We start from the raw sequence: 23116 nt of genomic DNA, 5'->3' as shown, positions 1-23116 counted from the left end.
ATGGCCTTAGCTACTTAATTTTCGAACTGCAAAAATTTTTACGGTTGTTTGATTAAAGGCGTTCTTCAATTTTGGTCCATTTGATCATCACCAGGCGGAGATCATCTAAATTGAAAGGTTTTGCTAAGAAATCTTTCATGCCAGCCGCTAAGCATTTTTCAATATCCTCTTGCATTGCATTGGCACTACAGCCAATGATTATTGGCGGGACAATATTATTTTCATTATAATATTTCTATAGATGTAGAAACTCCATCCATATTTGGCATTTGCATGTCCATCAAAATGATATTAAAATGCGTTTCTTTTACCATTTTGACAGCTTCCAAACCATCGTTTGCGATAATGTGTTTATAGCCAGATTTTTCGAGCATTTTCGAAGTGATAACCTGGTTGAAGACATTATCCTCAGGCTATCAAAATATTCATTCCAGCAATGGGAACCATGTTTTTAATTTGATTGTTCGCTTTTTATGTTTGGCTGGTGGAACTTCCTGATAGGAATTTGCAGGTATTTCAAATGTAAAGGCCGAACCAGCACCTATTTCACTACTAACCCAAATTTTTCCACCCATCATTTCGGCTAGTTTCCTACAGATTAAAAGTCCTAAACCTGCACCGTCAAACTGCCGGGTTGCGGAGGGATTTATTTGCGAAAATGGAAGAAAGAGCTTAGTCATCCCATCCTTGTCAATACCAATTCCGGTATCTTTAATTACAGTAATGAGCTGTTTTAAGCCATTTTGTTCTGCATATTTCAAACTCAGTTTAACGTAGCCATGTTCGGTAAATTTTGCAGCATTACTTAATAGGTTGATAACGATTTGCTTATATTTAATTTCATCAGCAATCAATAATTCAGGTACTTTGCAGTCGATTTCGATACTAAACTCCAAATCTTTTTTAATAAAAAGGGACGGATGATGTTTTCAACGTTTATAATACAGTTTCTAATATCGAATGGCAGATTGTGAATATCCATCTTATTAGCTTCAATTTTTAAAATGTCAAGCAGGTCGTTAACGATATCGATCATGATGCTGTTACTCGCTTGCAAGGTGTTGAGTAACTCGCTTTGTTCGTGATTAAGATTGGTGAGTTTCAAAAGTTCTGAAGCTCCGGTAATACCATTTAGCGGAGTTCTGATCTTGTGGCTCATATTGGCCAGGAAACTTGATTTGGCCACTGTCGCAGCCTCTGCATTTTCTTTGGCAATAATTAATTCCTTCTGTGAGTTTTCTAGCCTGAGCTTACTTTTTACCATCAGAAAGCGATCATAATCTGCCACTTTTTTATAGATCGTGAGCATCACAATCATCATGACAGATATGTCTATAAAACCCAGAATGATATCCATATTCCTGGCATCATCACTTGGATATGGAATGAGCAGGTGAGGGAAAAAAGTTTCTAACACCACGCATAGTGCAGTGATGATAAAAAAGAAGACAACAAATATCAATCTATATCGCAACGAAAGAGATAGCATCGCAATACTCAAATAGAATACGAAAAACAATGGGGTAGAGCCCTTTATTCCTTCGTTTAAAAACCAGGCTGGAGCGATAGATGCAATATTGTAAATAAAATACCAAAATCGTCCAGCCTCGCTAACTCGATCTTTTATGGCGTAATAAAAAAAGCTAAATGGACGAAGGACCCTAAAAAAATATATAAATTAAGTAACCAAACCAGACCAAGGAAAAAGTTTGCGGCGATATTGATCAGCGAGATCGAAAATAAACAAAGACATAAAACAGCAAACAGTTTCGATTCTGTGCTAATTTTATGCTGGCTAACATCTAAGGTTTTGATAACTTTAAGCACTAACGCAATTTAATTTCTAAAGATATAATTATTTACATCATCTTTTAAATATATGGCAATGAGTGATGCTCACTGAACTCATATTTGCATATTTCATAATTGTACTTAATTTATTAGCTTTGTAGGATATATGCTATCAAAAAAGACTAAATACGCCATTAAAGCACTTGTTGCGCTTGGCAAAAATGTAGAAAAACCACCTATGCAAATCTCAAAGATTGCTGAGGAGGAGCATATTCCTAAAAAGTTCTTAGAACAAATTCTGTTAGATTTGCGTAACGCCGGCTTCTTATACAGTAAGAAGGGTGCTGGTGGTGGCTACAGTTTAAATAAAAAGCCTGAAGAAATTCTTTTGGTACAGGTAATGCGTGTTACTGATGGCCCAATTGCTATGGTCCCTTGTGCCAGCTTAAATTTTTACCACAAATGTGATGAATGCGTTGACGAAAAAACCTGTGGTATTCGAAGTGCATTTATCGATGTAAGAGATGCTACACTTAAGGTGCTCAGTGAAACCAGCATTGCTGATGTAATTGGTAGGGAAGATACGTTGAAGTTGGGTATCGATAGTATTTAAACCGTTACGTTTCGTATATTTTTTTTCGTTATTAGTTAGGTATCACTAAGATTTCTTCGCTCGTCGTCTTCCTGCCAAGGCAAGAAATCACGGTCGGAATTGCTTATTGTGTATTTTGTTTGTTCGCCATTGCGAGGAACAAAGCAATCCTATAACGTTTGCTGTTCATATCATCACATTGTTAAAACACCTCACAGTGTAGACGATTTTTTCTTCAATCAACTTTTATTTTTCTCGGCGTGATTTGCAGCTAACTGTACTTCTATTATTCACAACAAAAACTTTTTGAAGAAAAATTACTACTATTCCTATATACTTTATATATTTGGCAGATGAACTTCAATTTTATATCTATCTAAATTTGTAAAATGTCTATGCACTATTGTTGTAAAACGCAGTAGGGGAAGGTATTTGGATAATTTATAGGTATAAAATATTTGATGCTTCTCAATTATAAGAGAGGCATTTTTTGAATAAAGCTAACAACACAATATGCAAAGTTTCAGAACAGAACTCGAAAATCCGATTGTCGAGCAGGACATTATCGATTTAGAGAACAAGATTAAAGCTTTTCGAGATGGAACCATTCACGATGAGAAATTTAGAAGTTTACGTTTAGCCCGTGGTGTTTACGGACAAAGACAGCCTGGTGTACAAATGATCAGGATTAAACTCCCGTTTGGAAAGGTAACTTTTAAGCAGTTGTTGCGTATTGCGGATATCGCCGATGAATATGGGAGTGGCAATTTACACTTAACCACCCGTCAGGATATTCAATTGCATTATGTGAGTTTGGATAGAACGCCTGAACTTTGGGCAAAGCTCGAGCAAGATGACATTACGCTTCGTGAGGCTTGCGGAAATACCGTTCGTAACGTAACGGCTTCACCAAATGCTGGCATTGATATAGACGAACCCTTTGATGTTTCGCCTTATGCGCATGCAGTTTTCAAGTATTTTTTGCGTAACCCAATTTGTCAGGAGATGGGCAGAAAGATTAAAATTTCTTTCTCTTCCAGCGATAAGGATACGGCTTTTAGTTATATTCATGATTTAGGTTTTATCCCAAAAATTAACGAAAATGGCGAACTTGGTTTTAAGGTGCTGTTTGCTGGTGGCCTTGGTGCACAACCATTTTTAGCTAGTCCCATTCATGAGTTTTTGCACGAAGACCAGCTTATTCCGTTTGCAGAATCGGTTTTGCGTGTTTTTGATCGTTACGGGGAACGCACAAATAGAAATAAAGCCCGTTTAAAATATTTAGTGCAGAAGTTGGGCTTAGAAGAAGTGCTACGTCTTGTAGCTGAAGAGCGAATCGCGAACAAAGTAAAAACTTTTAAAATTGATAGAGATGTCGTTCAACAACCAGCTTTACCATTAGAACAAGAATATCCGGCGGTTGAAATTCTTAACGAAACGCATTATAAACACTGGTCGGCAACTAATGTTGTTCGTCAAAAGCAAGATGGTTTTTATGCCGTTTATGTGAAAGTGCAGGTTGGCGATATCAAGACTGATAAAGCCCGTGCTTTTGTTGATGCCATTAAGCCTTATGTCGCTGATGAAATTCGCATCACTCAAAATCAGGGTTTGCTTCTGAAATTTGTTCGCGAAAATGCCTTGCCATCATTATATTCAGCATTAAATAAAATTGGTTTCACAACAGCTGGTTTTGATAGTCTGGCGGATATTACCACTTGCCCAGGCACCGACACCTGTAATTTGGGTATCTCTAATTCCATGACTTTAGCAGAGGTTTTGGAAGACGTGATTTACACCGATTTTCCTGAATTTATTTACGAGAAAAACATCAATATCAAGATCAGCGGCTGTATGAATTCCTGCGGTCAGCATGGTTTAGCAGAAATTGGTTTCCACGGAAGTTCGGTAAAAGCCGAGGGGAAAGTGGTTCCAGCGGTACAGGTAATGCTTGGCGGTGGAACAGTTGGAAATGGTGTTGGGCGTGTGGCAGAAAGGGTAATTAAAGTGCCTTCTAAACGGGCAACCAGCGTTTTGCATTTCATTTTAAATGATTTTAAAGCAAATAACGAAGAGAACGAAAATTTCCATCAGTATTATGATAGAAAAGGAAAAGACCACTTCTATCAACTTTTAAAACCATTGGCAGATTTAACCAATCTTCAGCAAGAAGAATTTGTGGATTGGGGCCACGTAGAACAATTTGTAACTGCCATTGGTGTTGGCGAATGTGCTGGCGTAGTGATCGATTTAGTAGCTACTCTACTTTTAGAGGCTGATGAAAAATTTGGTTGGGCGAAGCAAAATTTAGAAAAAGGTACCTACGCTGACGCAATCTATCATACCTACAGCACTTTTGTAAGCGCAGCAAAATCGCTGCTTTTAGATAAGGGCGTAAACAGCAGCACGCAGGTTGGCGTAATCAGAGAGTTCGATAATCACTATGTGGAAACTAGCGAATTTAATTTATCGACCAACTTTTCAGATTTGGTTTTACAAATCAATAAAAATGAGCCGACAGCAGCGTTTGCCGAAAAATACTTCAATGAAGCTGAAGCTTTTTTAAACCAGATTAAGGAAAAAAGAGCAGTAACAGTAAAGTAGGGAATGAGAGAATTACTGAATGAGAGAATTATTGAATGAGAGAATCATTGTATGCAAGTAGCAAAATCGCTTGTAAGAACATTCACTAAATCACTCATTCAAAAATCAATAATTTAAACGATATGATTAATCAACATAAAGAATCAAAAATTACGCTTTTGGGCGCTGGTCCGGGCGATCCGGATTTGTTAACCTTAAAAGGAGTTAAAGCTTTGCAGGCTGCAGATGTTGTTTTATACGATGCTTTAACCAATGAAGCCTTATTAGAACATGCGCCAGCTGATGCGATTAAAGTATACGTGGGGAAACGTTCTGGGGAGCATTCGTATCCGCAGGAAACCATCAATAAACTGATGATTGATTACGCCTTAAATTACGGCCATGTAGTTCGGTTAAAAGGCGGGGACCCCTTCGTTTTCGGCAGAGGTTACGAGGAATTGGATTATGCAGCATCTTACAGCATTCCTGTTGATGTTATTCCTGGCATCTCGAGTTCAATCGGGGTTCCGGGTTTGCAGCAAATTCCGGTAACACACCGCGGATTGAGCGAAAGTTTTTGGGTAATTACCGGAACAACTACTTCTGGAGAGGTTTCCAATGATATCTACCAGGCAGCAGAATCAAATGCGACAGTTTTGGTATTAATGGGCTTGAAAAAACTAGCTAAAATTGTGAAAATTTTCAAGGCTGCTGGTAGGCACCACTTGCCAGTAGCGGTGGTTCAAAACGGATCATCTGAAGATGAAAAATTAGTTGTTGGAAGAGTAGAAACCATTGAAAGCTTAGTGCAGCAGGAAAATATTAAGGCACCTGCACTTTTAATTTTCGGTGAGGTAGTTTCTCTACATCCTTCATTCAAAAACTTAGTAAAACAATATGCAAGTATTGCCTAACCAACCTGATAATGCATTGCCTTTTTCTGATGAGGAAAAAGGTAATCAGCTTTTTCCAGTTTTTATTAAACTGAATAAGCTACGTACATTATTAATTGGTGCGGGCAATATTGGGCTGGAGAAATTGACAGCAATTGTAAATAACAGTCGCCAGGCTAAAATTACCATTGTAGCTGAAATTGTTTCTCCCGAGGTTTATGCGCTTATCGCGGATTATCCACAAATCAAAGTGAAACAGAAAAGCTTTGATGTTTCTGATTTGGAAAATATCGACATCGTTTTTGCGGCAACAAACAACAATATTTTAAACGAAGAAATTAGGGTAGTAACACACGAAAAAGGCTTGCTTATTAATGTAGCTGATAAACCTGATTTATGTGATTTCTATCTGGGTTCAATCGTTCAAAAAGGCGATTTAAAGATTGCGATTTCTACAAACGGCAAATCACCAACGATTGCCAAACGGTTAAAGCAAATATTGAACGAGGGAATTCCGGCAGAGCTGGATGAGACTTTACAAAATATGAGTGCTTTGCGGCAAACACTTAACGGCGATTTTTCGTCGAAAGTGAAGAAGCTGAATAAGGTTACACAGAACTTAATCAATCCACGAAAAAGCTTTGCGGAGCGGAATATTAAGTGGCTGATCTGGACTGCGGCAATTCTATTAATTGGTTCTATCGGGTTAACACTCTGGAACACCGAACCAGAATTTCAGACTTTCCTTCTAAATATTGATCCATTATTTTATTGGTTCTTAGGGGCAGGCTTTGTATTCGCTTTAATTGATGGTGCCATTGGAATGTCTTATGGGGTTACCACGGCTTCATTTTCTTTGGCCATGGGTTTACCGCCAGCATCAGCCAGTATGGCCATTCATATTTCTGAGGTGATGAGTAATGGAATTGCCGGATGGATGCACTACCGAATGGGAAATGTAAACTGGAAATTGTTCAAAATACTCATCATTCCCGCGGTGATTGGTGCAGTTTTAGGCGCATATATTTTATCATCATTAGAGCATTACAGTGCTTATGTCAAGCCTGTAGTTGCTGTTTATACCTTGTTTCTAGGTGGGGTAATTTTGATGAAAGCATTCAATATTAAAAGAAAAAAAGCCGATCAAAAGATAAAAAAGATTGGATTTTTGGGTTTCGTGGGTGGTTTTATCGACGCTGCTTTTGGTGGCGGATGGGGCTCTATCGTGCTTTCAAGTCTTATTGCTGGTGGTCGTCATCCCTTATTTTCATTAGGAACGGTAAAAATCAGCAGATTTTTTATCGCAACCCTAAGTTCTTTAACTTTTTTTACGATGTTAGGGGGCAAACACTGGGAACCCGTTTTAGGATTGATTATTGGCAGCGCCATCGCATCGCCAATAGCGGCAAGAGTCTCAAACAAAATTTCAGCGAAAACCATTATGGTAGCAGTTGGTATCATCGTAATGATAGTAAGTTTGCGCAGTGTGATCTTGTTTATTTTAAAATTAATTTAGTGATGGGAGTAGAGCAACTAAAGGCAGAACTTACAGGCTTAAGTACAATTGAGAAATTGCGGTACTTGGCTAATAAATATGCAGATCGAATTATTTTTTCAACCAGTTTTGGTTGGGAAGACCAAGCCATTACGCATTTAATTTTTGCAAATGATATTCCTATAAAAGTGTTCACACTAGAAACGGGTCGCCTATTTCCAGAAACCTATTATGTTTGGAACCGTACTTTAGAAGTTTATAACAAACCCATTCACGCTTATTATCCTAAAAATGAATTGTTGCAGGATATGGTGAATACAAAAGGGCCAAACAGCTTTTACGAATCAGTAGAAAATAGAAAAGAATGCTGTTATATCCGTAAAATTGAACCGTTGAAAAGAGCATTAACAGGAAACGAAATTTGGGTGACCGGGATTAGGGCTGAGCAGAGTGCCAACCGTGAAGATATGCACGATTTAGAATGGGATGAAGGCAATCAATTGATCAAATTCCATCCCATTTTCGACTGGATTTTGGATGATGTAAAAACTTTTATTAAAGAAAATAATATCGTTTACAATACTTTACACGATAAAGGTTTTCCGAGCATTGGCTGTGCCCCTTGTACAAGAGCAGTACAGCCTGGTGAAGATTTTAGAGCCGGAAGATGGTGGTGGGAAGACCAAAATAAAAAGGAATGTGGCTTGCATGCTACGGAAGCTGTGGGGGTTGAGGGGAAAAAGGTTGAGGGTGAATAAGGACGATTGCAAAAACCTCACCCTATGAAAGCCAGAAATTAAACGCGGTTCACTACATCCCTCTCCTTGAAGAGAGGGAAACCGTGGGCAGCAGCCTTAAACCGAATGTTTAACCGTAGAAACTTTAAATCCCTCTTTTCAAGGAGAGGGAAAGCACAAAATAAGCCAAAGCCCTAACATTGATAGGGTGAGGTTATAAAAATAGAAATGTATGGAGCTATATAATTCAACTTTAAAACATTCCAACTTTCAAACATTCCAACTTTCAAACAACAACAACAATAACAAAAGAATATAACATTTGAAAAGAGATTAGCTGTAGAACATAACAGTCACTTATTCTCTCATTCAAAATTCAAACATTTATAAATGAGTACATATAATTTTGATTACTTAGATGAACTAGAGGCCGAGGCAATTCACATTTTACGTGAAGTTGCAGGGCAATTTGAGAAACCGGCATTATTATTTTCTGGCGGTAAAGACTCGATTACTTTGGTTCGCTTGGCAGAAAAGGCTTTTCGCCCTGGGAAATTTCCGTTCCCTCTAGTGCACATTGATACGGGACATAACTTTCAGGAAACGATCGACTATCGCGATCAGATGATTGAAAGGATTGGTGAAAGGTTAATTGTTGGTTCAGTCCAAGAATCAATCAACCAGGGAAAAGTAGTAGAACAAAAAGGTAAAAATGCCAGCAGAAATGCTTTGCAAACCGTAACCTTGTTAGATACCATTGCAAAATATGAATTTGATGCCTGCATCGGCGGGGCCAGGAGAGATGAGGAAAAAGCCAGGGCCAAAGAACGTATTTTTTCTGTTCGAGATGAGTTCGGCCAGTGGGACCCAAAACGCCAACGCCCTGAACTATGGAATATTTACAATGGTAAAATCCACAAGGGTGAAAATGTGCGTGTATTCCCAATCAGTAACTGGACCGAACTTGATGTTTGGAACTACATTCGAAGAGAAAATATCGAACTGCCAAGCATTTATTTTTCGCATGAGCGTGAAGTAATCACCAGAAATGGGCAATTGATGGCCGCTTCTCCGTTTTTAAATATGGATGATGAAGATATCGTTTTTCGTAAACAAGTACGTTTCCGTACCGTTGGCGATATGTCTTGCACTGCTGCTGTAGAGTCTGAAGCAATTTTGATCGATGATATTATCACTGAAATCAGTGCTTCGAAAATCTCCGAACGTGGCGCCCGTATGGATGATAAAGTTTCGGAAGCCGCGATGGAGGATAGGAAAAAAGGAGGGTATTTTTAAAAGATTTGAGTATTGCGATGTGAGACTTGAGAACCTTGCATCTGAAATCTGAAATGATATAAAATTAATGACGTTAGAAATTGGTTATTTCTCATATCTCGAATCTAACTTCTCATATCTAAAAACATGAACATATTAAAATTTTTCACAGCAGGCAGCGTAGATGATGGTAAAAGTACCCTAATCGGCCGTTTGTTATACGATACAGATTCTATTTTAGCTGATCAATTGGAAGCCTTACAAAGCTCCAATCGTAAAAACGACGATGGAACAATAGATTTAGCCATTTTAACCGATGGTTTAAGGGCAGAACGTGAACAGGGAATTACCATTGATGTAGCTTACAAATATTTTCAAACCGATAAACGCAAATTTATCATCGCTGATACGCCTGGCCATATTCAATACACCAGAAACATGGTTACCGGAGCTTCAACAGCGAACCTTGCCATTATTTTAATCGATGCCAGAAATGGTGTTGTTGAACAAACCATCCGCCATTCTTACCTGGTCTCTCTATTGGGTATCAAACACATTGTTGTTTGTATAAACAAAATGGATATGGTTGACTATAGCCAGGATGTTTATAATTCAATTATAGAGAAATACAAAGTATTGGCACAGCAACTGAAGTTAGTCGATGTAAACTATATTCCGGTTAGTGCGCTGAAAGGAGATAACATCGTTCAGAATTCTGAGCGGATGGATTGGTACGAAGGCGAAAGTTTACTGCATTTTCTGGAAAAAGTTGATACCGATAGCCTGGAGAAATCAACTTTAGCTCGTATGCCAGTACAATGGGTTATCCGTCCGCAAACGGAAGCGCTTCACGATTACCGCGGTTATGCCGGGCGTGTGCTGAGCGGAACTTTTAACTTAAATGATAAGGTTACAGTTTTACCTTCCGGAGCCAGTTCTATTGTCGAAAAGATTGAATTTTTCGATCAAACCCCAGATGCTGCGCATGCTGGTCAGTCGGTTATTATCCATTTAAAAGATGATGTGGATATTAGTCGTGGAGATACCATTGTGAATGCATCAGCTTTGCCACAAGAATCGAAATTAATTGAGGCCGACCTATGCTGGATGGATGGACGGGCGCTAGATACATCAATCACGTATTTAATTCAGCATAACAGCAAAGTAACAAAATGTAAAATCAGCGAAATTTTGCATAAGGTAGATATCAACACGCTAGAAAAGCATTCGGCTGAAGAGTTTAAATTAAATGATATTGGTCGTGTAATCGTTAAAACAGCTGATGCTTTAGCCTTCGATTTATATGATGATAACCGGGCAAACGGTTCCGCTATTTTAGTGGATAGCAGAACGAATTTAACAGTTGGCGCTTTAATGTTTAGAGCGGCTGTTGAGTAAATACAATGGAAATGGGCGATGTTTTTGGCAAAACTCTTGAGAACCATAACCAAATATCATAATGGAAACTCTTAATTAGAGGAAAGCAATTTCAGCGGGGCATCGGTTACGACAGCCCCGTTTTTCGTTCCAATTTTTTTGTAAACTTTTGTCGTGCTGAGATACGAGGCCTCAGTTTCATCGGTTGCAGATGCTTCGTGCCTCAGCATTACAGCCTTATTTAAGGTTGCTGCTACAAAAAAGATTTTCACTTCAACCGGGTTTATTTCCGTTTGGTTGAATCCCGATTTGGAAGTTTATTCTCAGAGCATTATCAAATTTTTTAAATTTTTCTATCTTCGTTTATCCCTCAAACAAACATCCACAAGAAACTAAAGACTAAATTATGCATGCCGGAAAAAAGTATACCTTTTTCGAATTTATTTTATGGACTCGTAGAGATCTGTATCGATTAACAACCCTTGCTGTAATTCCCACCGTACTTTATCACTTTTGTGGCTTTACCTTTCTTTCTATTTCGTGGGTTCCGGTTGCGCTTTTGGGTACAGCTGTATCATTTATCATTGGTTTTAAAAATAACGCCAGTTATTCAAGATTATGGGAAGCACGACAAATTTATGGCGGCATTATTAATATCAGCAGGGCATTTGGTGTAATGATTCGCGATTTTTTGGCATCAAAAGATAAAAATACTGAAGTTAAAGTGATTTTTTACCGCCACTTTGCCTGGTTAACAGCATTGCGTTTTCAACTTAGAGAACCACGGGCATGGGAAAATATGGATGATCCCCGAAACGTTGAATACTCCAGAAATTACCATATAGCCGAAAAGATAGACAAGCTTGAAGAAGTTTTAGCTAAATATCTTTCCGCTGATGAATTAAGTTACGTTTTAACAAAGAAAAATAAGGCAACACAATTAATGGCGCTACAATCAAACCACATTAATAAGTTATTTGTAAGTGGAAATATATCCGATCTTCAATTGCAATCTTTGCAAAATGCAATCAGTGTTTTTTATGATAATCAAGGCAAAGCCGAAAGAATTAAAAATTTTCCCTACCCCAGGCATTTCTCGTCCATAGCAACCATTATGCTTAATCTTTTTGTGTTTTTGGTTCCATATGGTTTGCTTAACGACTTTAATAAACTGGGTAATGGTACTTTGATTGAAGGTTATTCCATTTGGTTGAATATTCCTTTTGCTATTTTGTTAACCTGGGTTTTTAATTCTTTAGACGTTGTGGGAGAAAGCTCCTCCAATCCGTTTGAAGGTAATGCCAATGATGTTCCGATTACGAATATCTCCAGAACAATTGAAATTGATATGCGGGATATGCTGGATGAAACCGACCTTCCGCCTGCTATTACGCCGGAACATAATATTTTGATGTAGAATGAAAGTTTCAACGATCCTTGTTGCAGTTGGTTTGCTCTGTTTACTTCAACCAACTTTGTTATGTGCACAAAAGATGTATTATATTGACGAAAATCAAAAAAGTGTTAGTGTCAGTGAATTTAATAAATCGGTTTTAAAGCATAAAGCGGGATGGGGATATGATAAAACTGATACTGCAACATTTGTTAGATTATCATCGAGCTATGCGCAAGGTAAATTACCAATAAGTTATGTAAGCCAGATAAGAAAACTCCTTGAAACTTATTCCACTTCAAAAATAGATACCAATAGTCTCTTAATCGTATCTTACTATACAGGTATCGAACATAAAATTAGAAAAGGATATCCGTTAATGACAAAAGATGATCACCACCTTAAGGCACACGATCAGTTTTTGAAAAAGCTCGGAAATATTCGCTACTTCAATATTTACGACAAAAAGCTGCATCCAGACAGTATTTATAAGGCTTTCTATAATAATTTTAGAGACAGTGATGGTTTTTTTGCAAAGTTTTTTGATCTCCAGTATCCTTTAATAAGTGATATCATCATTAGGCCTGATGGAAGGTACCTGATCGCTTATGGAATTACAGTTAATGAAATCAATAGATATAAAATAATAAAGGAAATGTTAAAACCGAACTACATTGGGGTAGAATAAACTTTGAATGTTTTTGTGGAAAAAGCAAAAACATTTCATCGTATTCCTATATTTAATAAATCAATTTAACTCTTAAAATTCAGAAGATGAAGAACAAAATTTTTTACCTTGTCGTTGCTCTATTTCCATTTGCATATGCTTGTAACTCATCAGATAAAAAAGCTGAAACCGCAAAGAAAGATTCGCTAATTAATGAAACCTGTTATGCTTCGGCGTTTGAAAAAGACAGCGCTGCTATGATTGTAAAAACAATGGCATCGGGTAAAGTTACAGGTTCATTGTTAATTAAGTATGGTGATAAACCTCAGAACAACGGGAAGATAGATGGCAAATTTAACGGCGATACTTTGTTGGTTGATTACCGTTTTAACACCGGTGCAGATACTACAAAAGCATTTACAAATCCCTTGGCGTTTTTAAAGAAGGATGGGAAATTAATCATGGGGGTTGCTCAAATTGAAACCACTTTAGGCAGGTCTTATTTTGTAAAGGGCAAACCTATTAATTACGAGGCGGGTAAGTTTACGTTTGCTGAAGTGCCTTGCAAATAAATATAATAAACGTAAAATCACTTGCTCGTCCCTGCGAGGCACGAAGCAATCTTCCTTAATAAAATAATACAACAAATGAGATTGCTTCTCCCGATGAAGAATCGGGATCGCCTGCCTGCCGCAGGCAGGCAAAGACGGTAAATTAAAAACGTCAATGGTAGCGCAGCTTAGAATTTGGAGAAGCATTTAGATAGTTTCGGTGTGATAAATCATAAAAAATAACTCCCGCAGATTAAAAAGATAAACGCAGAAAAATCAGCGAAAATCTTCTTAATCTGCGGGAAAATTATTCTAGTCTTATTCTAGTCTTAGCGTCTCGCTAAGATTTTTTTTTCTCTAATTTCAATCGCGGTCGTCATTTCGAGCGCAGCCGAGAAATCTTTGAACTGGAATGATGCCCTAACTTATAGAAATTTTTTTTTCGTCAGATTGTTAACCTAATTGAGGCAATGCTAATCGGTTGCAGATTCTTCGTTGCACTCAGAATGACCAGCTTGAGACAGTTTTCACTGCGAGGGGCAAGCAATCGTAAACTATCGTGCCTTATTCTAGTCTTAGCCTCCCGCTAAGGCTTTTTTCTACAATTTAGCCACCGCCGTCATTTCGAGCGCAGCCGAGAAATCTTTGAACTGGAATGATGCCCTAACTTATAGAATTTTTTTTTTCGTCAGATTGTTAACCTAATTGAGGCAATGCTAATCGGTTGCAGATTCTTCGTTGCACTCAGAATGACAAGATTAAGGCAGTTTTTACTGCGAGGGGCAAGCAATCTTAAACTATCGTGCCTTATTCTAGTCATAGCGTCTCGCTAAGATTTTTTTTTCTCCAATTTCAATCCCCGTTGTCATTTCGTGCGCAGCCGAGAAATCTTTGAATTGGAATGATGCCCTAGCTTATAGAAAATCTTTTTTCTTCAAATTGTTAACCTAATTGAGGCAATGCTAATCGGTTGCAGATTCTTCGTTGCACTCAGAATGACAAGCTTAAGACAGTTTTTACTGCGAGGGGCAAGCAATCTTAAACTATCGTGCCTTATTCTAGTCTTAGCATCCCGATAAGACTTTTATCTCTAATTCAAGCCCCGTCGTCATTTCGAGCGCAGCCGAGAAATCTTTGAATTGGAATGATGCCCTAGCTTATAGAAAATCTTTTTTCTTCAGATTGTTAACCTAATTGAGGCAATGCTAATCGGTTGCAGATTCTTCGTTGCACTCAGAATGACAAAGTGAAGAGAAGTCGTCACTGCGAGGCACGAAGTAATCTTAGAACTATGGGTTGAATATTAGCGATCGCATTAAGATTACTTCTTTTATCGCGTGATAGTAAGAGACAATAAAAATAATTTAAAATAAATTACTACAATTTCTATAGACTTTGTATATTTGATTAATTAATAAAGATAATCACGAGCTAAAATTCCTGACATGATTTTAAGTAAAGTAGAAAAAGCGAACATTGAACCAAAAATTACACTGATAGGTGCTGGTCCTGGCGACCCGGATTTATTTAGTTTAAAAGGTGTAAAGGCATTGAAAACAGCTGATGTTGTTTTATATGATGCAAATGTGAACGAAGCTTTACTGTGTTATGCGCCAGAGGGAATTCCTAAAGTATACGTGGGCAAAAGAACCGACGATGAAGATTTCTCGCAGGATGCAGTGAACAAACTGATCATCGATTATGCACTCAACTACGGTCATGTAGTTCGGTTGAAAAGCGGCGATCCGTTTTTCTTTGCTAAAGGTTACGAGGAAATCGATGCTGCAGAATCATATAGCATTCCTACTGAAATCATTCCGGGTATTTCGAGTGCCACTGGTGCGCCAAGTTTGCAGAAAATTCCGATGATTTACAAAGACTTAAGTGAAAGCTTTTGGGCAGTAACAGGAACAAATTCGAAGGGAGAAATTTCTGAAGATTTATACATTGCAGCGAAAACAAAGGCTACGATTGTAGTTTTGAACGGAATTGAAAAAGTAGAGGAGATTGCTTCCATTTTTCAAAGTGAAAACAAAGGTTTGCTTCCTGTAGCTGTAATCCAAAATGGCTCTACGAAAAATGAAAAAATCGCCGTGGGCATAGTGGATACCATTGCGGAAGTTGTTCAGGATAAAAAGATTACTGCGCCAGCTTTATTGGTTTTCGGTGATGTGGTTTCCTTACACCCGCAGTTTCAACCGATTAGAGATTTTTACGAAATCATTGCGGAAGAATATTAAGGTTAATAGAATTATATATTTGTTTTGTTGTTAAAACCGCTGGCGAAAGCTTAGCGGTTTTTTGGTTTTAAGGAGCTCCCGCTGATTTTCGCAGCAGTTAATTTGATGCAGTTTGGTAGAAACAGTCTTTCGCTGAACACGCGTGATTGAAATGGAAATCTTTTTTGCTGGGCATTCGACAGGCTCAGGATGACAGCAACAAAACGATTGTAATGAAAAGCAGGACTGCACCAAGCCAAAAGTGATGAACTTTCACTTTCAAAAAATGATCATTCAATTAATGAATTATCTAATTTCAATCTGCGAGAATCTTCTAAATCTGAGTTAAAGTCTCTCGCCAAAAATTAATATTGAATTATTTTCAAATCAGAAAACAATTGGTAACTTAACGAAGTTATCTACACCAAATATTTAATGGAAATTATACATATCAGTGCCGAGTGTTACCCTGTTGCTAAAGTTGGAGGTTTAGCAGATGTTGTTGGGGCTTTACCGAAATACCAAAATAAAATTGGCCACATTGCCAAGGTTGTTGTTCCTGCATACGAAACAAGGTTTGTAAGGGAAAGCGAATTTGAAGTGGCTTACGATGCCTGGTCTAACTATGGCAATAATCATTTTTCTTATCGCGTTTTAAAAGAAAAAACCAATAAACTAGGTTTTGATCTATATATCATTCATATTCAGGGATTAACCGATAGACCAAATGTTTATGGTTATGATGATGATACCGAGCGTTTTATCGCCTTTCAAATCGCAACATTAGATTGGATGGCACAATGGGAACATCGCCCGGATATCATTCACTGCCACGATCACCATACCGGACTGGTTCCTTTTATGGTTTCGAATTGCTTAAAATATAGTTCACTAAATCAAGTATCTACAGTTTTAACGATACATAATGCACAATACCAAGGGCAATTTGGCTGGGAAAAATTGTACTATTTACCAGCTTTCGATTTATGGAAAGGTGGGTTGCTGGGCTGGGAAGGCGCCATAAACCCCTTAGCATCGGCCATTAAATGTGCCTGGAGAGTTACTACCGTTTCGCCAAGTTATTTGGATGAAATGATGGACAATGCCAGAGGCTTGGAAAGTTTGTTGCGCCAGGAACGATGGAAATCGGTTGGTATTTTAAATGGCATTGATACCGAGGTTTGGAATCCGGAAACTGACCCGATGCTATCAAAAAGTTACAAGTTAAAAACGGTTGAAGCGGGAAAAGCAGCAAACAAAAAGGCGCTCTGCGATGTTTTTCAATTAGATGCATCAAAGCCCTTGTTTACCTTTATCGGAAGATTGGTTGATGAAAAAGGTGCAGATTTATTACCTGATATTTTTTACACGGCATTGCAACAACACGGCGAAAATATTAATGTGTTGGTTTTAGGTTCAGGCGACAGTTGGGTTGAAGGGCGGTTAAACCAGTTGAAAGATGTATTTGGCGGCAAGTACAATGCTTATATTGGGTACAATGAACAGGTATCGCATGAAATGTATGCCGGAGCAGATTTTCTTTTGATGCCATCGCGGGTTGAGCCTTGTGGTTTAAACCAATTGTATGCTTTGAGATATGGAACGGTTCCAATAGTAAGGAGAGTGGGAGGGTTGAAAGATACGGTTATAGATATTGGCGATGGTGGTTTTGGTCTTTGCCACGATCAAACCAGCGTTTGGGATGTTACCCATGCCATTGATAGGGCAGTGGGCTTTTATAATGATAAAAAAACTTTTAAGGCGGTACGTAAAACCATGATGAAAATTGATCATTCTTGGGATAGGGCAGCGCTGAACTATATAGAATTATACCAAATACTTAAATAAGCTTAAACATGACTGACAAAGTTTTAGGCGTTATCCTTGGCGGTGGCCAGGGCTCTAGATTATCGCCACTCACACAAACACGCTCAAAACCTGCAGTTCCAATTGCAGGGAAATATCGGTTGGTAGACATCCCAATTTCTAATTGCCTTAATTCTGGCATCCACCGCATGTTTGTGCTGACCCAGTTTAATTCGGCATCCCTAAATAAACACATTAAAAACACCTATCACTTTAGCCATTTCAGTACGGCTTTTGTTGATATTCTTGCAGCGGAGCAAACAGTACAAAATGCTGGTTGGTTCCAAGGAACAGCTGATGCGGTACGTCAATGTATGCACCATATCGTCTCTCATGAGTTCGATTATATCTTAATATTATCTGGCGACCAATTGTACCAGATGGATTTCAAAGATATGATTGAGAAGCATATTGAAGCACAGGCTGAAATTACTATTGCAACCATTCCGGTAACAGCAAAAGATGCAACAGATTTTGGTATTCTGAAGGCGGATGAAGAGAACATGATCACTTCCTTTACTGAAAAGCCTAAAACAGGTTTGGAAGCTTGGGTATCTGATACTGGTCCGGAAATGCAGGGCGAAGGACGTCACTTTTTGGCTTCGATGGGTATCTATGTTTTCAATCGTGATTATTTAATCAATATTTTAAACGAGAACGAAGAAGAGAAAGATTTTGGTAAGGAAATTTTGCCTAGAGCAATAAACGAAAGTCGCGTGTTGAGCTACCAATACGAAGGTTACTGGACAGATATTGGTAACATATCTTCTTTCTTCGAGGCAAACTTAGGTTTAACTGATGAAATTCCTCAGTTTAATATGTTCGACAGCAGCCATACTATTTTCACCAGAGCCAGGATGTTGCCTCCTTCAAAAATTTCTGGTACAACATTAGAAAAAGCCATTATTGCTGAAGGTTGCATTGTTCAGGCGAGTAGAATTGAACACGCTGTTTTAGGGATCAGGGCCCGTATTGGCAGAGATACCATTGTAACTAATACTTATGTAATGGGTAGCGATAGATATCAAACCCTTGAGGAAATCCAATCTGAAACTGAACAAGGAAACTCTTTGATCGGTATTGGCGACAGGTGTTATATCAACAATGCAATCATTGATAAAAACTGCCGAATCGGCAATGACGTTAAAATTAATGGAGGTCCCCATTTAGAAGATGGCGATTTCGAATTATACGCTGTAAAGGATGGAATCGTGGTAGTGAAGAAAGGTGCTGTTTTGCCTAGTGGAACAGTAATTTAATGATAGTCATTTTGATTAACTCAGCCAGTTTTGAATTTCAGAACTGGTTTTTTTGGTTATAACCGTTTTGAAAGATTGTTCTTTCTCCAAAAATTTCGAACAGAAGAAACAAATCGCTGATACAGGTAGCGATTTCTTCGAAAAACCAGATTCCTGCCAACATTTTCGGCCTAAGCTTGTTAATCAATAAACACAAAATGAGCGTATGGCTGAACAACATCTTTATCAAACTGGAATTATAGGAAATTGTGCCTTTTTAGCACATGTAAATAAAAATACAGACATATCGTGGCTATGCTGGCCTCGATTTGATAGTCCATTTGTATTTGGAAGTTTATTAGATAAAAACCAAGGAGGCGAATTTTCAATTTTACCGCAAGGTGAATTCACTTCATCTCAATATTATATTGAAAATACCAATGTTTTAAGAACTGAAATTACAGCTGAAGACGGCAAATATCGAATTACCGATTTCGCCCCACGGTTTCATCTTTATGAGAGGTATTTCAAACCTTTGATGTTTATTCGTAAAATCGAACCCTTGCAAGGTAATCCGAGGGTAACTATCAAATGTCAGCCTGTTTGCGATTATGGAAAGAATAAAATGCGGGCGAGTAGGGGCAGTAACCATGTTGATTATCATGGTTGCGATGAAAACATCCGCTTAAGCACCAACGTTTCCTTAACTTATATTTTAGATCAAAAAGCTTTCGTACTAAATGAGCCGAAGTATCTTATCATGACTTATGGCGAAAACCTGGAAGCGCCCATTGTAAGTACTGCAGAGAATTTCCTTCGCGAAACCGTTTCTTATTGGAGGCTTTGGATTAAACATTCATCTATTGCAGGTTTTTACCAACCTTTCGTGATTCGATCGGCTTTAGTTCTAAAAATTCATCAGTACGAAGATACTGGGGCAATTATAGCGGCGAGTACCACAAGCTTACCAGAATCGCCAGGCAGTACCCGGAATTGGGATTACCGGTATTGCTGGTTGAGAGATTCGCATTATGTGCTTACGTCCCTAAACCATATTGGTCATTTTGAAGAAATGGAGAAATATTTTAATTACTTGTCTGATATTTCTCACGCCGAGGATGAACGATACCAGCCATTATACGGAATTGCCGGCGAAAGGCAGATCACTGAGCATACCTTAGATCATTTGGAAGGTTATAAAGGAGAACAGCCCATTCGGATTGGAAACCAGGCTTACGAACACATTCAAAATGATATTTATGGTCAGGTTTTAATTTCGATGTTACCGCTTTATACTGATCATCGTTTTGTGTTTTCAGAACGCAGCGATTCTGTTAAATGGATTGAAAGTGTGCTATCAAAGATTGAAAGAACAATCGATGAAAAGGATGCAGGTATTTGGGAATTCAGGAATATTGCAAATGTCCATTGCTATAGTAATTTGTTTCAGTGGGCCGGAGCACAAGCAGCTTTAAAGATGGCGAAAACTATTGGAAATGCTGATTTTGAAAATCGGGCACAGGTATTAATTGATAAAGCTGCCGCACATATTGAGTCTTGTTACGATCCAATCAGAAAAGTTTACACAAATGCAGTTGGTAGTCCGCATCTGGACGCCAGTTCATTGCAACTAATTATGATGGGTTATTTAGATCCTGCTTCTGACCGTGCAAAAGATCATTTAATCGGTTTAGAAAATGAGCTGAAAACCGAAGATGGTTTATTTTACCGCTACCTACATGAAGATGATTTTGGCAAACCAAAAACAACATTTTTAATCTGTGCATTCTGGTATGTAGAAGCTTTGGCTTGTGTGGGCAGAACAGACGAAGCGATTAAGGAATTTGAAAACATTATCAAATATTGTAATCATTTGTTGTTGTTCAGTGAAGATGTTGATGCAAAAACCGGCAGTCAGTGGGGGAATTTTCCTCAGGCTTATAGCCATGTTGGTTTAATGAATGCGGCTTATCGCATTGCAATTAAATTAGATCGACCGATATTTTTGTAACGGTTAAAAATTCCCGCAGAATAAGAAGAATTTCGCTGATTTTGTAGCGGTTATCATTTAATCTGCGGGATTTTATTTGGAATAAATTAATTCGCTATTTTTCATCCCCCACTTGATTGGCAAATTTAAAGCATTCAATTTAATATTCCAGCCTATGCAGCAAGGATGGGATTAATTAAATTAATCTCTCTCTACAAACTCTTCTTTCACCAGGCTCCAAAGCAATTGTCTTACTTCTTTGAAATCGTTTAGATAATACTTCGCTTCAGATAAATTATTGCCGACTTTAACGGTAATCGCATCATTTGGTAAGGCCCTGAATATATCCTCATCTGTATGGTCATCACCAAGGGCTATAATAAAGTCAGGTTGTTTATTGTAAAGCCAATTTAATGCAGCTTTACCTTTGTTTACTTCAATGTTTTTGAATTCAATCACCTTATTGCCTGGCATCAATTGCAGACCTTTATCGGCAGCTAAGATTTTCATATGGCTTACAATTTCATTTGCCCTCAATTCTCCCAATCCTTCTTCGGCTTTCCGATAATGCCAAACTAATGAATAACTTTTTTCTTCGATAAAAGATCCAGGTGTTCTGTCGGTATAGGTCTCCAAAAGCGACCGAATTTCGCCTTTCCATTGATCAGTAAGCAGTGGCAAACAATTCCATTTATCGCCCTGTGCTTTTTGCCAAGCCCCATGCTCTGCGATCATATCTACTTTTAAATGTCCGAACCATTTTTCGAGTGTTTCATTTCGCCTTCCGCTAATGATGACAACTGTGTTGGCAGGATCCAAAGTCAGGTTCTCAATTAAATCATAAAGCTCATCATCGGGAGACGCATCGTCGATATTACCAGTAAAATCCACCAGTGTACCATCATAATCAAGAAACAGTACCCGGTTCTTAGTTTCAGCATATTTCGCAGCTATGATTTCGTTAACTGAATTTACTGCGTGTTTTGTTTGCAATGATTTTTGAGAATCTTTCACTTCGTTTAGTCTTAAAATAAAATTGTTTACCCAATGTTTAACATTGAATTTTTCTACAATTGCCCGCATGGCTTTCATACGGGTTTGCTGTTCTTCTTGAGGCATTTTTAAGGCCGTGACAATAGCCTCCATAATATCGCCCAGGTTATTTGGATTAACCACTAGTGCGTCGGTTAACTCCTTTGATGCACCAGCCATTTCACTTAAAATCAGTACACCATCTTCCTCGTTTCTACTGGCCACGTATTCTTTGCTTACTAAATTCATTCCGTCACGCATGGGCGTAACCAGGCAAATATCTGCTGATGCGTATAAGGCCGATAACACCTCAATAGGGAAAGATCGGTAGAAGTAATTTACTGGGATCCAGTCCATTGATCGGTAACGGGCATTTAGATTTCCAACAAATTGGTCTATTTGTTCCCGCAGTTCATGGTATTGAGGAACCGTATCTCTTGATGGAACCACGATCATAAATAACTCAATTTTCCCAATGTATTCGGGATGTACTTGCAAGAGCAGTTCAAGGGCTTTTAAGCGCTCGAGTATGCCCTTACTGTAATCCAATCTATCAATGGAAAGGATTATTTTCATATCCTCTTTTCCATTGCTAAAATCTCTTATTTCTTGTTTTACAGCTTCTGTCGTGCTTAATGATGAAAATTTTTCAAAATCTATTCCCATCGGAAAGGCTTCTATAACAATTTGCCTTTCGTTACTATTAAGCACATTTGATGATGAATTTACCGGTAGTAGGCGGGTAGCAGTGCTGATGAAATGGCGCACATCATCATAAGTATGGAAGCCTATTAAATCTGCGCCGATTAATCCGTTAAGTAATTCTTCACGCCAGGGAATTAATCTGAATATTTCGTAAGAAGGAAAGGGAATATGTTGGAAGAATCCGATGGTAGAATTGGGTAATTTTTCTCTCAAAATTCCGGGTAATAAAAGTAATTGGTAATCTTGAATCCATATTTTATCACTTCTGTTCAGCACCTTCATGGCACTCTTTGCAAATTTGTCGTTCACCGATTTGTAGCAATCCCAGTAACTCTGCTCGTAATGCGCATAAGTAACCAGGTAATGGAAAACCGGCCATAAAACTTCATTAGAAAAGCCTTCGTAATATAAATTGATTTCTTCTTGAGTAAGGAAAACAGGGTAAAGATTGAGTTCTCCTAATTTTTGAATAACTTCTTCTTGTCTTTCTTCAGGAACTTCGATTCCCGGCCAGCCAACCCAAATGGAATTGCCTGATTTGTACACGTCTCCCAATCCGGTAGCAAGGCCGCCCTCGCTCGGAATAAAGGTGTACTCGTTATTTTCTTCGATGATTTTAACGGGTAGTCTGTTCGATATTATAACTGTCTTCATGCTTGTATTTGATGTATCCACATAAATAAAAGCCATTTAAACATCTTTTGTTTGAATT

General features: G+C 38.2%; 18 protein-coding genes and 1 pseudogene. 14 read left to right on the top strand and 5 right to left on the bottom strand.

Features of this window, described 5'->3' with window-relative positions:
• Positions 1-224: 224 nt before the first annotated feature.
• From OQZ33_RS03595 to OQZ33_RS03585, 3 genes and pseudogenes are all read right to left on the bottom strand, one after another.
• Positions 225-398 (bottom strand): annotated as a pseudogene (locus OQZ33_RS03595) (response regulator); the annotation flags it as partial.
• A 27-nt stretch (positions 399-425) separates the two neighbouring features.
• Positions 426-896 carry an ATP-binding protein gene (locus tag OQZ33_RS03590; RefSeq protein ID WP_265797686.1) on the bottom strand — a complete coding sequence of 157 codons (471 nt, stop codon included), beginning with the start codon at positions 894-896 and terminating at the stop codon, positions 426-428.
• Positions 851-1519: a histidine kinase dimerization/phospho-acceptor domain-containing protein gene (locus OQZ33_RS03585; protein WP_265797685.1), complete on the bottom strand. Its 669-nt coding sequence runs from the start codon at positions 1517-1519 to the stop codon at positions 851-853. The genes OQZ33_RS03590 and OQZ33_RS03585 overlap by 46 nt, the downstream gene beginning before the upstream one ends.
• A 438-nt stretch (positions 1520-1957) precedes the next feature.
• Here OQZ33_RS03585 and OQZ33_RS03580 point away from each other — a divergent pair, with 438 nt between their 5' ends.
• The 7 genes from OQZ33_RS03580 (at position 1958) to OQZ33_RS03550 (ending at position 10764) form a co-directional block, all read left to right on the top strand.
• Complete coding sequence (locus OQZ33_RS03580; RefSeq protein WP_056849678.1) at positions 1958-2404, top strand: RrF2 family transcriptional regulator; 447 nt, start codon at positions 1958-1960, stop codon at positions 2402-2404.
• Positions 2405-2896: 492 nt separating this feature from the next.
• Positions 2897-4987, top strand: coding sequence for a HEPN domain-containing protein (locus tag OQZ33_RS03575; protein ID WP_265797684.1), 2091 nt, complete (start codon positions 2897-2899; stop codon positions 4985-4987).
• A gap of 122 nt (positions 4988-5109) precedes the next feature.
• Complete coding sequence (gene cobA, locus OQZ33_RS03570) at positions 5110-5880, top strand: uroporphyrinogen-III C-methyltransferase (protein WP_265797683.1); 771 nt, start codon at positions 5110-5112, stop codon at positions 5878-5880.
• Positions 5864-7375: a TSUP family transporter gene (locus OQZ33_RS03565; protein WP_265797682.1), complete on the top strand. Its 1512-nt coding sequence runs from the start codon at positions 5864-5866 to the stop codon at positions 7373-7375. The genes cobA (OQZ33_RS03570) and OQZ33_RS03565 overlap by 17 nt, the downstream gene beginning before the upstream one ends.
• Positions 7376-7377: 2 nt before the next feature.
• Positions 7378-8112 carry a phosphoadenylyl-sulfate reductase gene (locus OQZ33_RS03560; protein ID WP_265797681.1) on the top strand — a complete coding sequence of 245 codons (735 nt, stop codon included), beginning with the start codon at positions 7378-7380 and terminating at the stop codon, positions 8110-8112.
• A 369-nt stretch (positions 8113-8481) separates the two neighbouring features.
• Positions 8482-9387 carry a sulfate adenylyltransferase subunit CysD gene (gene cysD, locus OQZ33_RS03555; protein WP_265797680.1) on the top strand — a complete coding sequence of 302 codons (906 nt, stop codon included), beginning with the start codon at positions 8482-8484 and terminating at the stop codon, positions 9385-9387.
• Between the two features lie 126 nt (positions 9388-9513).
• Entirely contained in the window at positions 9514-10764 is a 1251-nt protein-coding gene (locus OQZ33_RS03550) for a sulfate adenylyltransferase subunit 1 (RefSeq protein WP_265797679.1), read from the top strand.
• Positions 10765-10835: 71 nt separating this feature from the next.
• Here the strand turns inward: OQZ33_RS03550 and OQZ33_RS03545 are convergent, their stop codons facing one another.
• Positions 10836-11015: a hypothetical protein gene (locus OQZ33_RS03545; protein ID WP_265797678.1), complete on the bottom strand. Its 180-nt coding sequence runs from the start codon at positions 11013-11015 to the stop codon at positions 10836-10838.
• A gap of 134 nt (positions 11016-11149) precedes the next feature.
• Between OQZ33_RS03545 and OQZ33_RS03540 the strand changes: the two genes are divergently transcribed.
• The 7 genes from OQZ33_RS03540 (at position 11150) to OQZ33_RS03510 (ending at position 20688) form a co-directional block, all read left to right on the top strand.
• Positions 11150-12160 carry a bestrophin family protein gene (locus tag OQZ33_RS03540; protein WP_265797677.1) on the top strand — a complete coding sequence of 337 codons (1011 nt, stop codon included), beginning with the start codon at positions 11150-11152 and terminating at the stop codon, positions 12158-12160.
• A gap of 1 nt (position 12161) precedes the next feature.
• Positions 12162-12824 carry a hypothetical protein gene (locus OQZ33_RS03535; RefSeq protein ID WP_265797676.1) on the top strand — a complete coding sequence of 221 codons (663 nt, stop codon included), beginning with the start codon at positions 12162-12164 and terminating at the stop codon, positions 12822-12824.
• Positions 12825-12910: 86 nt separating this feature from the next.
• Positions 12911-13375 carry a hypothetical protein gene (locus OQZ33_RS03530; protein WP_265797675.1) on the top strand — a complete coding sequence of 155 codons (465 nt, stop codon included), beginning with the start codon at positions 12911-12913 and terminating at the stop codon, positions 13373-13375.
• Between the two features lie 1424 nt (positions 13376-14799).
• Positions 14800-15594, top strand: coding sequence for a uroporphyrinogen-III C-methyltransferase (cobA, locus tag OQZ33_RS03525; protein WP_265797674.1), 795 nt, complete (start codon positions 14800-14802; stop codon positions 15592-15594).
• A 414-nt stretch (positions 15595-16008) separates the two neighbouring features.
• Entirely contained in the window at positions 16009-17421 is a 1413-nt protein-coding gene (locus OQZ33_RS03520) for a glycogen synthase (RefSeq protein ID WP_265797673.1), read from the top strand.
• A gap of 8 nt (positions 17422-17429) precedes the next feature.
• The gene (locus OQZ33_RS03515) at positions 17430-18698 is read left to right on the top strand and encodes a glucose-1-phosphate adenylyltransferase (RefSeq protein ID WP_265797672.1); all 1269 of its coding nucleotides are present in this window, start codon (positions 17430-17432) and stop codon (positions 18696-18698) included.
• A 205-nt stretch (positions 18699-18903) separates the two neighbouring features.
• Positions 18904-20688, top strand: coding sequence for a glycoside hydrolase family 15 protein (locus OQZ33_RS03510; RefSeq protein WP_265797671.1), 1785 nt, complete (start codon positions 18904-18906; stop codon positions 20686-20688).
• A gap of 180 nt (positions 20689-20868) precedes the next feature.
• Here OQZ33_RS03510 and OQZ33_RS03505 read toward each other — a convergent pair whose 3' ends face one another.
• The gene (locus OQZ33_RS03505; protein WP_265797670.1) at positions 20869-23058 is read right to left on the bottom strand and encodes a bifunctional alpha,alpha-trehalose-phosphate synthase (UDP-forming)/trehalose-phosphatase; all 2190 of its coding nucleotides are present in this window, start codon (positions 23056-23058) and stop codon (positions 20869-20871) included.
• Between the last annotated feature and the right edge of the window lie 58 nt (positions 23059-23116).

Source organism: Pedobacter sp. MC2016-05, from assembly GCF_026239735.1.
In the GTDB taxonomy this organism is placed as follows: domain Bacteria; phylum Bacteroidota; class Bacteroidia; order Sphingobacteriales; family Sphingobacteriaceae; genus Pedobacter.
This window is presented reverse-complemented; position numbering and strand designations above follow the sequence as displayed.